Origin of the sequence: Aurantimicrobium sp., assembly GCF_036667855.1 — a bacterium.
Lineage (GTDB): Bacteria > Actinomycetota > Actinomycetes > Actinomycetales > Microbacteriaceae > Aurantimicrobium.
The window spans coordinates 1-9,575 of sequence record NZ_JAVWTF010000052.1 but is presented as its reverse complement, the minus strand read 5'-3'; the positions used below and the strand labels follow the sequence as shown (position 1 = coordinate 9,575).

The 9,575-nt window shown below is 53.2% G+C and carries 11 protein-coding genes; 1 reads left to right on the top strand and 10 read right to left on the bottom strand.

Translation table 11 applies throughout. The annotated features are described in order from the left end of the window. Positions 1-241: 241 nt before the first annotated feature. Together RR877_RS08915 and RR877_RS08910 are read right to left on the bottom strand one after the other, a co-directional pair. Entirely contained in the window at positions 242-1,408 is a 1,167-nt protein-coding gene (locus RR877_RS08915) for a DUF262 domain-containing protein (RefSeq protein ID WP_332619096.1), read from the bottom strand. Continuing rightward, positions 1,405-2,499 (bottom strand): adenine-specific methyltransferase EcoRI family protein, encoded by a 1,095-nt coding sequence (locus RR877_RS08910; RefSeq protein ID WP_332619097.1) that lies wholly within the window; start codon positions 2,497-2,499, stop codon positions 1,405-1,407. The genes RR877_RS08915 and RR877_RS08910 overlap by 4 nt, the downstream gene beginning before the upstream one ends. Positions 2,500-2,610: 111 nt before the next feature. Here RR877_RS08910 and RR877_RS08905 point away from each other — a divergent pair, with 111 nt between their 5' ends. After that, entirely contained in the window at positions 2,611-2,904 is a 294-nt protein-coding gene (locus RR877_RS08905) for a helix-turn-helix transcriptional regulator (protein ID WP_110234724.1), read from the top strand. A 134-nt stretch (positions 2,905-3,038) separates the two neighbouring features. On the opposite strand, the gene RR877_RS08900 is transcribed toward RR877_RS08905, so the two are convergent. The 8 genes from RR877_RS08900 to RR877_RS08865 form a co-directional block, all read right to left on the bottom strand. Further along, positions 3,039-3,827 carry a DUF3800 domain-containing protein gene (locus RR877_RS08900; protein ID WP_332551525.1) on the bottom strand — a complete coding sequence of 263 codons (789 nt, stop codon included), beginning with the start codon at positions 3,825-3,827 and terminating at the stop codon, positions 3,039-3,041. A gap of 165 nt (positions 3,828-3,992) precedes the next feature. After that, positions 3,993-6,191 (bottom strand): AAA family ATPase, encoded by a 2,199-nt coding sequence (locus tag RR877_RS08895; protein ID WP_332627950.1) that lies wholly within the window; start codon positions 6,189-6,191, stop codon positions 3,993-3,995. A gap of 116 nt (positions 6,192-6,307) precedes the next feature. Continuing rightward, complete coding sequence (locus tag RR877_RS08890; protein WP_332627949.1) at positions 6,308-7,450, bottom strand: methyltransferase; 1,143 nt, start codon at positions 7,448-7,450, stop codon at positions 6,308-6,310. A gap of 9 nt (positions 7,451-7,459) precedes the next feature. After that, positions 7,460-7,831 (bottom strand): nuclear transport factor 2 family protein, encoded by a 372-nt coding sequence (locus RR877_RS08885; protein ID WP_110234728.1) that lies wholly within the window; start codon positions 7,829-7,831, stop codon positions 7,460-7,462. A gap of 27 nt (positions 7,832-7,858) precedes the next feature. Next, a complete protein-coding gene (locus tag RR877_RS08880) occupies positions 7,859-8,101 on the bottom strand; it encodes a hypothetical protein (RefSeq protein WP_332550538.1) in 243 nt (80 codons plus the stop codon). Positions 8,102-8,216: 115 nt separating this feature from the next. Beyond that, entirely contained in the window at positions 8,217-8,459 is a 243-nt protein-coding gene (locus tag RR877_RS08875) for a hypothetical protein (RefSeq protein WP_280795839.1), read from the bottom strand. 12 nt (positions 8,460-8,471) lie between these two features. Continuing rightward, a complete protein-coding gene (locus RR877_RS08870; RefSeq protein ID WP_110234731.1) occupies positions 8,472-8,888 on the bottom strand; it encodes a MerR family transcriptional regulator in 417 nt (138 codons plus the stop codon). A gap of 28 nt (positions 8,889-8,916) precedes the next feature. Beyond that, a partial coding sequence (locus RR877_RS08865; protein WP_332627948.1) for a DnaJ C-terminal domain-containing protein occupies positions 8,917-9,575 on the bottom strand: 659 nt, incomplete at its 5' end.

Below are 9,575 nucleotides of genomic sequence, written 5' to 3'. Positions count from 1 at the left end.
GAGTCAGGGTTGCAGTGGTGTCGAAAGAGCGAGGGCTCCAGCGAGCAGCCAAGACGGGGTTGATGGGAGTGCTGGTGTGAGCGTTGCGTGACATGTTCATCCTTGTGTTTGGTGAGGTAAAACTGTGGTGTTCCATACAAGAGCACGGGCATCCGTTAGAGATAACCGGATGCCCGTGGAGTTATTCCCCAATTCTGCAACATTTATTGACCTATTTCAGGTACACAAATGAACTTGGAAATTATCGGTTACCTTTAGCCCTGTTATGTGTCTTACACAACAACTCACAATTCTCCGCTGACGTTGCCCCGCCCTTGCTCCATGCCGAAACATGGTCGGCATCCATTTCTTCGAGCTTCCAGATCTTGGCCTTGTTGGCATCGTGGCCAAGAGCGCAGTGGGAGCAATTAGATCGCTCTGCTGCTTGAGCTTCTTTGGTTTGCACCGCATAGGTCGACTTCTTTGTCGCATCATCAAAGACACGAACCTCGAGCAGTTTCGTCTCAGTTGAACCACCGAGCACAAATTCCCAGATTCCCTTACGGTTCTTCACATATGAGTCCCCATAGAGCGAGCGCACCTGTTCTGACACCTTCGCTGGGTTATAGGCAGTGGCGTGATAATGCTCATAGAGGCGACCCCACTCCAGGCCACGCATTTCAGATTCAACATCACTGAACACCGACGAGACCCAGTCAATGACGGAAGTGAAGTAGGCCTTCACTTCCGTAATGTCCTTGTCATTACGGTGCTGACTCATATAGCCGCCAATGTTGGCCTTGCCCTTGCTCACCCACTCCAGAGCACGTTCCCAGAAGTCCTGTCTAAGAGCAGAGCCGCTGACGTAGGCACTCCACTTCATGATGTTGGAATTCTGGCTGTTGCTGAACTCTGCCTTTCCGGCGGTCACAAAAGGTCCTGAATAGACAGCGTTGAGAAGCTCTTGATCGTTGAGAGGAACACCAACCGTGTTAATGGTCTTGAACCATTCTTTGATTTCACTCTCGGTGCCTTCACACTCATAGACAAGAATCTCTGACTTCAGAATGATCTCTTGCTTGTCCTGGGGTAGGCCGGAGAAGTACTGCTCCATGCCACGTTCATCTTTGATCGCAAACTTGCCCGTGATGAAACGACCAAAGCTGGTGATGCGCTGCTGGCCGTCAAGCACCTCGAGGTTGTCCTCGTGGACCTTGTTGAAGTAAATGAGACCCAGTGGGTAACCCTTGAGGAGTGACTCAATAACGGCAACATCTCTCTTCCCATCGGCATAGATGTAGTTGCGCTGATACTCAGGCTGAATAGTCAAACGTCCAGCGAGACCAAAGAGTCCTTTGCCTTCTAGCTCGTTATAGACGAAGCCTTCTGAGAGTTCTTTAACGGTGTAGTGGTTGAGAGCGGTTTTCACTTGGTCACCTGCTTGTGTTTGATGAGTATGCGACCATATTTGAGTTTGCCGCCCATATATGGGCCGTCTTTTCCGGTACTGGTCGGAATTCCAGCTAACCCACGAATGTTGCCAGCTGCCATTCCTACGATCGCAAATTGCTCGGGGCTGTATTTATCGAGGAAGGTGATGGGGACTCCCAACACACCGTCGTAGTCACTGGGGATGGAATCAGTGAAGGGAACCTCAATTGCGTCGTAGTTGTCATACTTCTGATAACCAATACCCTTGACTTCTTTATGCTTGCTGAACTTAATGTTGTCAGCTTCTGTCATGAGTGAAAGAGGCTCGTGACGGCGTCCATGATCAAGCGTTGTGAACCAGCGCACCCCCTTCACTCTGATGAATTTCTGGCCTTCTTCATCGACTCGCCAGCCTGCAGCATTCAAGGGATAACTATCAGGAACGCGGAACTCACGGTCGCCAGAAGAGATGCTTTGACCCAGCCACATCTTGTTGTCCTTGATGAGCGGAAAAACTTCTTTATACGTGATTGCGTTGACGTTTCCAAGTATTACAAAGTCTTTATCTGCCCCCACAAGCCAAGCTAGGAACTCCCGGAAGAGCGAGAACGGGGGATTTGTCACAATGATGTCGGCTTCATCACGCAGCTTCGTAATCTCTTCGCTGCGGAAATCTCCGCCTCCTTCGAGATAGGACCACTCGAGGTCATCCACGTTGATGACATTGTCGCCGGTCTTGTCGTGAGTGAGGGTGAAGATCTTTCCCTTGGTCTGAGTCTTCTCCGGGTCGTAGCCGGGGCTTTCCATTTCAAACAGTGTGGGCTGGTAAGGAATTGCGTCTGGCTTGCTGTCTGGTGCATAGCTCGTGCTGATGAGCTTCTTGAGACCTAGTGCCTCAAAGTTCTGAGCAAAGTACTTGGTGAAGTTACTCCACTCGGGGTCATCGCAGGGCAAGAGAACTGTCTTGTCCCTGAACACATCTGGGTTGTATTCCAGATAGGCGTTCATCTCTTTCTGGATGTCACTGAACTGCGTATAGAACTCATCGTTCTTTGCCTTCTTGGCATTGCCCAGGTTCTCGTTGGCCACCGCATCCCCCTGATGCCGCGACCGGCGTCGCGGCTAGGGGTTAAAAGTAGCGTTAAAACCTCAGGCTTTTAAACTCTGGTTAATGGTGCGTGATGCCGGAACGCTTGAGGCATGGATTCACTTGCGTCAGCGGCAGCACAAATACTGGGATCACGTCTGCGTGAACGCCGTGAGAGCTTGGATTTGAGCCAAGAGGATGTGGCGCACATGTCCGCAATGCACGTGTCGAACTACGGCAAAATTGAGCGCGGGAAAGCCAATCCGAATCTTCACACCTTGCTGAGAATTGCCAGTGTTCTAGAGATTGATCCAGGTGTCTTGATTGCTGGCCTCAGCGGTGACATGGTGACAAAGAGACCACACAAGTTGACAGCTGCTGAGCTCATCAAAGCGCGGCAAGGTTAACGTCCTTCTCAACACCCTGCTTTTCTGAAGTTTCGCTAAATGACCGTGGCTGGGGTTATATTGTTACCAGGACCAAGCCACCCCTTATGGGTGAGGGAGGCCCTAGCCGCCCCCGGGTCAAACCGGGGGCCTTTTTATGCCTGGAGTGAAACGATTGCCTTCGGCTCTCCAAATCGAGCACTAGTGACCCTTGCCAACAGCGCTTCCTCATACAGGTCCCATGAATTCTGTGGAACTATCTGTTGGACTTTCTCTGTACCAGGATGAATCCGTCTGTATGCCGCATAGGCGGCAAAATCAGCCATCTGGATGAAATAACTCGCACGAGAATCTCTGGCGACTGGATCCTCGACCAAATTTTTGAAAGGTCGCGCAATTAGACCTGAACCTGTTTGCGACCCAGCAGTTAGCCGTCTTCTGGACCAACGCGCGAGTTTCCGGATTGACTCATCTTCTCCTTGATCATGGATGAGCTGAACTGTCGAAGCGCCCAAAGCATCACTTGTGCGTTCAAGGCGCTGAAAAAGCCGGATCCAGGTTTCATCAAACAGTTTGCTTCCTGTGAGACGTCCGTTTTTTGTTGCAACAACTGCGAACACGTGTAGGTAAGGATTATCAGCAACAAATTTCACATGACTCCTGAAGATAAGGTGTCGTTCTGCAGGGGAAAGATTCAATTCTTTGAGTGAACCCGTTCCACGAAGCACAAAATTTGCCTTCAGTTCCGCCCTCATTGGAATTCTAAACTTGGCCTTTAGCCTTCTTCTAAATTCAACATATTCATCTAGAACTCCACCCCAGTGAGCGCTATTTATAACGACACAACCCAACGTGTACGTAGTCGAAGATTTCTGTTGACCATAACCGGTATCCCCAGATTCATCGACATATGAAAGTAGGTGGCCTGGATCTAGGTTTCTCATGATGTGAATATAGGTCCAGCTAGTGACATTTCCCCGAGCTTCACACTAGAGAGAAGGTTCTACCTAATCCCCAATCACCATTTCTAGGTCGAAACCCCCAGCATTTGCTGAGGGTTTCGTCCTAGTGCTTCTCACACGAGAATGCTCTCGGTTGCGCGCGCTAAGTTATTCGTCTTCCATGAGCTCGGCTTCAATAAAGGGATCTTCATCCCCTGCATCAAAGACGGGGTGAGCCCGGTCGGCAGACACGGTCAAGCTGTCGCCTGAGAGATCCACCCGAACAGTGTCGCCGTCACGGATAGCACCACCCAGGATGGCCGTTGCTAAACGGTCATCAATCTCGTGCTGCATCAGGCGGCGAAGTGGTCGTGCTCCATAAATGGGGTCATAACCACGTTCTGCCAGCCACCTGCGAGCACTGGGTGTGACGGCCAATTCAAGACGGCGCTCACCGAGACGCTTCTGCAAGCGGTCGATGTAGAGCTCCACAATCTGGCCGAGATCTTCTTGGCTCAGTGCCGAGAAGACCACGATGTCATCTAGACGGTTGACGAACTCAGGCTTGAATGCCTGACGCACCGTCTCGTTGACAGCACGTTCTTTCTCTTCCCAGCTGAGTTCTGGATCAACCAAGAACTGTGAACCGAGGTTCGAGGTGAGAATCAGGATTACGTTGCGGAAGTCGACGGTGCGACCCTGGCCATCGGTCAGGCGACCGTCGTCCAAGACCTGCAGCAGAACATCAAACACCTCTGGGTGGGCCTTCTCGACTTCGTCGAGGAGGACAACCGAGTAGGGGCGTCGACGAACAGCTTCGGTGAGCTGACCACCAGCTTCATATCCGACATATCCGGGAGGAGCACCCACCAGACGTGAGACGGAGAACTTCTCCCCGTACTCACTCATGTCGATACGGATCATGGCCTTCTCGTCGTCGAAGAGATACTCCGCCAACGCCTTCGCGAGCTCCGTCTTTCCCACACCCGTGGGGCCGAGGAACAGGAAGGATCCCGTTGGGCGGTCTGGGTCAGAGATGCCTGCACGTGATCGACGAACAGACTCCGACACTGCCTGCACAGCCTTCTTCTGGCCGATCAGGCGCTTACCAATCTCATTCTCGAGTGTGAGCAGCTTCTCTGTCTCGCCCTTAGTCAGGCGGTCAACAGGAATACCAGTCCAGGCCGCAATGACCGAGGCAATGTCGTCACTGGTGACCTGGTCGTTGACCATGCGTTCAGTATCTGTCTGCTCAGCAGACTCTGCCTCCGCCAACTGACGCTCAAGCTCAGGAATCTCTGCATAGAGCAAACGGCTTGCCTGCTCGAGCTGTCCTTCACGCTGAGCACGCTCAGCCTGAATGCGGGCAGCATCGAGTTTGGTCTTGAGTTCACCCACGCGGTTCAGAGCATTGCGCTCGAGTTCCCAACGCTTTTCAAGATTGTCAAGACGACCCTGGCGCTCTGCCATGTCTTCACGCAGCTTGGCTAAGCGTTCCTTCGAGGCGTCGTCCTTCTCTTTCTTCAGTGCAAGCTCTTCCAGCTTGAGACGGTCCACGCTGCGGCGCAGTTCATCTATCTCGACCGGGGCCGAGTCGATCTCCATACGCAGACGGCTGGCTGCTTCATCGATGAGGTCGATGGCCTTATCGGGAAGCTGACGGCTGGTGATGTAACGGTTGGAGAGTGCTGCGGCAGCAACGAGGGCGTTGTCTGCGATGGCCACCTTGTGGTGGGCTTCGTAACGTTCCTTGAGTCCACGCAGGATCGCCACAGTGTCTTCAACACCGGGCTCACCCACGAACACCTGCTGGAAGCGTCGCTCGAGCGCGGCATCCTTCTCAATGAACTCGCGGTACTCATCCAGGGTGGTGGCACCGATCAGGCGCAGCTCACCACGAGCAAGCATGGGCTTGAGCATGTTGGCTGCTGCCACGGAGCCTTCGCCTCCACCAGCACCCATCAGGGTGTGGAGTTCGTCGATGAAGGTAATGATCTGACCGTCTGAGTCATTGATTTCTTTGAGAACCGCCTTGAGGCGTTCTTCAAATTCGCCTCGATACTTTGCACCTGCAATGAGGGCTGAGATGTCGAGGGAGACAAGCTGCTTGTTCTTGAGGCTGTCGGCGACGTCACCGGCGACAATGCGCTGGGCGAGTCCTTCCACGACAGCAGTCTTTCCCACGCCTGGTTCACCGATCAGCACGGGGTTGTTCTTGGTACGACGAGTAAGCACTTGGCTGACTCGACGGATCTCCGCATCGCGACCGATGACGGGGTCGAGCTTGCCGCTCTTTGCAATTTCGGTGAGGTTGACACCGTAAAGCTCGAGCGCGCTCTTGTTTTCTTCTTGCGGCTCTTGTTGCATGTTCTTTCTAACTCCTAGTGTGGATTTCACCGCTCAACAAAGTTGAGTGGTGATGGCTCAAGTTTACTCTTTTGCCCAGTTAATCTCTAGGGCTGAAGCTGAAAGAAGCCTGAGAACTAGCCCTTCGTGGAGCAGGTGACGGAGAACTTCGGCGTGCGCTTCACCTCACGCGTTTCCCCCACGAGATCCTTCAAAACCGGCTTGTATCCGAGGTGACTGTTGGCAACAACCCAGAGTTCGCCACCTGGCTTGAGCACGCGGCCTGCCTCGGCAAACAATCTCACGCTGGTGTCGGAATGCACCGCGGCACCCGAGTGGAAGGGAGGGTTGAAAAGAATGAGATCGGCAGAAGCATCTGCTTGAGAGGAGAGCCCGTCGTCCCGCACAACCTCAACCCTGCCGCTCAGACCGTTTGCCTCCAGTGTTGCTGTCGCAGACGCCACGGCAACAGAAGACTGGTCGGTTGCAACAACGGTTGCGTTGGGGCGAAGCCTGGCAATAGCAACCGCGAGCAAACCAGAACCACAACCGAAGTCGATGATGTTCTGGGCATCTGCTGGTGTCTGATCAAGAACCGCCAAAAGCTCACGGGTACCGATGTCCAAGTTGATGCCGGCAAAGACACCACCATAGGCACACACAGTGGTGTCAATCACGTCATAGCGCTTGGACTTGGGCCACCCACTAAGTGACTCAAGAGCAACTTCGCTGTTGGGTTCTTTGACGCGCAGTACTCGGCTCTTCTGAACAGCGAGGCTGGCCACAACCATGCCGAAGTACTTCTTGAGGACATCGTTCATGCCGAGAGTCATGTGCTTGAGTCGACCACCGGCAAACACCTGCACGTTCGGTGCTGCATAGGCAGCAACGAGTGCAGCCCACTGATCGAGCTGGTCCAAAGACCTGGGCAAACGCATGGCCACGATGCGCGCATCGCGGACCAGTTCAGCATCTAAGGCGTGATGGGTGAATCCAGTGATGGAGAGTTCTTTGGCGTTGTTTTCCAATGCAAGTTCACCCGAACGTGCATCTTGGTGCACGCGGACAGAGCTAAATCCCAACTCCTTGAGAGCAGCCAACGTGATGGCGCCATAGTTGTCGCCGATCACAACGAGTCCGGCCTGCAGCAAGCTGGGGTCTGCCTTCACCTCGTGTTCGAGCTCAGATAAAAGCAGACGATCTGCTGCGTCACTTGCAAGAAGCTCAGGTGACTCAAGATCAGGCCAACGCCTGAGGGACTCAAAAGGAAAAGTGCTCATCCTTTGAGACTAGGCGGACTTACCTACCTGCTTGTACAACTTAGAAATCACGAACCAGGAACCGTCCACGTGGAGCAGGCTCAAATAGTCCTGCATGACGCCACCGAACATTTCGAGCTGAACTTTTGCGAGAGCAATTTCCGCTGAAATCTGGTCAATCAGAAGGACCTCATCACGACGAGCATTGCCTGAGTCCTGAGGAGAAGTACGAGCTTCCATTTGTTCTCGATAAAAATCGCGAGGGCGAATCACAATCTCGTCGTTTTCGGACGAGTAAAGGTTGCTGTCTTTGTGGAAGACCTTGTCGAACAGGGACATGTCTTGGGTGTGCATGAGCTCGAAGTAGTCATCAAGCAGGGTTTGGATACCAGCGTCAGTCATGCTTCCCAGCCTACGTGCAATGTGAAACTAGGCGCGATCCTCAAGTTCACGTTTCATGAGGAACTGAACGTCACGATCAAGATGATCAATTGTGCCAGATAGCGATTCGAAGCGGACTCCCATTTCCTGGCGCAGAGAATCAATTTTCCCATCAAGGACACTTATTGAAGCTCGAATAGTTCTATTCAATGAGCTAACTAGAAAACCTGCCATCCCCAGCAAGGTACTGGCAAATATTCCAATTACTGCCCATGTTTGGGACTCGTTCAATATGATCACCTTTCAATCAGCTTCGTATTGAGGCGACTTTGTCACAACCAAGTTTGAGCACTCACATCAAGTAAAAAGATGTGGGAAAACTAGATTTTGAAGAGACTGAGGGGGACTAGTTCACTGGATGTTCAGGTGAACCAAAGTTCCTATAGTTTGAACGGCGCAGCTCGAAACGTAATTCCTCGACCTGGCAGCGAAGCGCAACGAGTTCAGATCTAATTTCTGATTCTGCAGGCTTAGCTACAAAGAGTGACTTTGAGTCAGCGCTGAGTTTCCCCGCCGTAAAGGCAACAATCGAAAAAACTACTGCAGCGAAAACTACGATTGCGATCCAGTATGCCGTTTCAGTGTCCATGAACTCAGCTTATTAGTCACGCCCAAAGGGGCGCCAGACCACAACATCGGTGCGGCGGCGAGCACGAGTTCCTGCTCGGAGGCTCTCCACGTCTCCCGCAGTTCCTGCGGCGAAGACGCGTCGGCCAGGTTGGTTCAGAAGTGCGTCTGCCAAGGCAGCCTCAAGCTCACGAACTCGTGCACGCAAAGCGTCGTTTTGGTTTTCTAGATCAAGAACGCGGCGAATGCCTTCAAGGGACAGGCCCTCAGCGCTCAGCCTGGCCACTTCACGAAGCTGAGCGACGTTGCGCATGGAATAGCGGCGAGATTGACCCGCAGTTCGGCCTGGCTGAACCAGGCCGATGCGGTCATACTGACGCAGAGTTTGCGGGTGCATTCCGGCAAGCTCTGCAGCCATAGAGATAGTAAAGATGGGCTGGTTCTCGTCCATCCTTTATTCCTCTCTCTATGGGTAGTTGTTAGCGCTTGGCTTCTGACAGCAAGTCTGCGCGAGGGTTCTCGGTTGGTGCAACTGCAGTGAACTGCTCGAGTGCTTCGCGTGCCGCGTCGTCGAGGTGGGAAGGAACAGCTATCTGGATGACGGCAAGCAAGTCACCGGTTCCCTTGGCTGTCTTGATTCCACGTCCCTTCACACGCAGAGAACGTCCGCTCGGAGTGCCGGGGGCAACCTTGAGTTTCACGGTCTCGCCGTCAGGGGTGGGAACTTCGATAGTGGCACCGAGTGCTGCTTCAACGAAGGTCACGGGAACGTTGACCTTGATGTTCAAACCATCACGATCAAAGACAGGGTGCTTCTTCACCTTCACAGTGAGCACGATGTCTCCCGCTTCGCCACCATCTGGGCTGGGGTAGCCCTTGCCGCGGAGGCGAATCTTCTGAGCATCCGCAACACCAGCTGGGATCTTCACCTTCACGGTGCGACCCTCGCTGGTGGTCAGACTCATGGTGTCGCCATGGAACGCTTCGAAGAAGTCAATGGTGACGGAAGAGACAATGTCTTGACCCTTCTGTGGGCCACCGTAGCCACGGAAGCCGCCGGAAGACTGACCGAATCGGCCACCGCCACCAAACATGCCGCCGAGAATGTCCTCGAACCCGCCGCCCTGGAAGTTGAACT